Annotated in this window: 2 protein-coding genes; both read left to right on the forward strand. The window is 77.2% G+C overall.

Features of this window, described 5'->3' with window-relative positions; all coding sequences use genetic code 11:
• Positions 1 to 63 precede the first annotated feature (63 nt).
• Positions 64 to 762, forward strand: coding sequence for a vWA domain-containing protein (locus tag AB0J52_RS41480; RefSeq protein ID WP_500188767.1), 699 nt, complete (start codon positions 64 to 66; stop codon positions 760 to 762).
• Positions 755 to 1,195 (forward strand): XdhC family protein (locus AB0J52_RS41485; protein WP_500188765.1); only part of this gene is annotated, 441 nt, incomplete at its 3' end. The genes AB0J52_RS41480 and AB0J52_RS41485, both read left to right, overlap by 8 nt.

Here is a 1,195-nt window from a genome sequence, read left to right on the forward strand (position 1 = left end):
GTCATGGCCCGCATCTCGCCCAGCAGTTCGTCGGGCACCCGGTAGCCCGGACGGCTGATCGCGCTGCTCGCCGCGTCGGCCGAGCCGCGCCGTTCGCGCCGCTTCGTCCCGGCTCCGTCGGGACGGCTCGACCCGGCGCGGACCGTCCGCGAGGCGCTCCGGCGCGGGGGCGAGCCGGCGGTCCTCCGCCACCGCGTCCACCGCAGCCGGCCGCGCCGCCTCGTCCTGCTGGTGGACGTGTCCGGCTCGATGTCGCCCTACGCCGACGCCCTGCTCCGCTTCGCCCACGCCTGCGTCCGCGCGTCCACCGGGGCGGCGGCGCGCCGGGTGGAGGTGTTCAGCGTGGGGACGCGGCTGACCCGGCTGACCCGCGAACTGGGGCACCGCGACCCGGACGCGGCGATGCGCGCTGTCGCGGACGCCATTCCGGACTGGAGCGGCGGGACGCGGCTCGGCGAGGAGCTGAAGGAGTTCCTGGACCGGTTCGGGCAGCGGGGGCTCGCGCGCGGCGCGGTCGTCGTCATCGCCTCGGACGGCTGGGAGCGCGGCGACGCGGCCCTGCTCGGCGCGCAGACCGCCCGGCTCGCCCGGCTGGCGCACCGGGTGGTCTGGGCGAACCCGCACAAGGCGCGGCCCGGGTACGCGCCGGTGACCGCGGGCATGGCGGCAGCCCTCCCGCACCTTTCCGCGTTCACCTCCGGGCACAGCCTGGCCGCGCTGGAGGAGCTCGCCCGACTGATCGGAGACCCGGGCCATGCGTGACGTGCTCGACGACATCGCCTCCTGGTACGCGTCCGGGCGGACGTTCGGCCTGGCCACCGTGGTCGGGACGTTCCGCAGCGCGCCGCGTCCGCCGGGCGCGGCGATGGCGGTGTCGGCGGACGGCGAGGCCGCGGGCAGCGTGTCCGGCGGATGCGTCGAGGGCGCGGTGTACGAGCTGGCGCGGGAGGTCATGGAGTCGGGGCGGCCGGTCGTCCAGCGGTACGGGGTGACCGACGACGACGCGTTCGCGGTCGGCCTGACCTGCGGCGGCATCCTGGACGTGCTGGTCGAGCCGGTCGACGCGGCGTCCTTTCCGGAGTTCGGCGAGGTCGTGTCCGCGATCAGGGAGCACCGTCCGGTCGCGGTCGCGACCGTCGTGGCCGGGCCGGGCCGGATCGGCGCCCGCCGCGTGATCTGGCCGGCCGCCGCTCCG

The organism is Spirillospora sp. NPDC049652 (assembly GCF_040675125.1).
Taxonomy (GTDB): domain Bacteria; phylum Actinomycetota; class Actinomycetes; order Streptosporangiales; family Streptosporangiaceae; genus Spirillospora.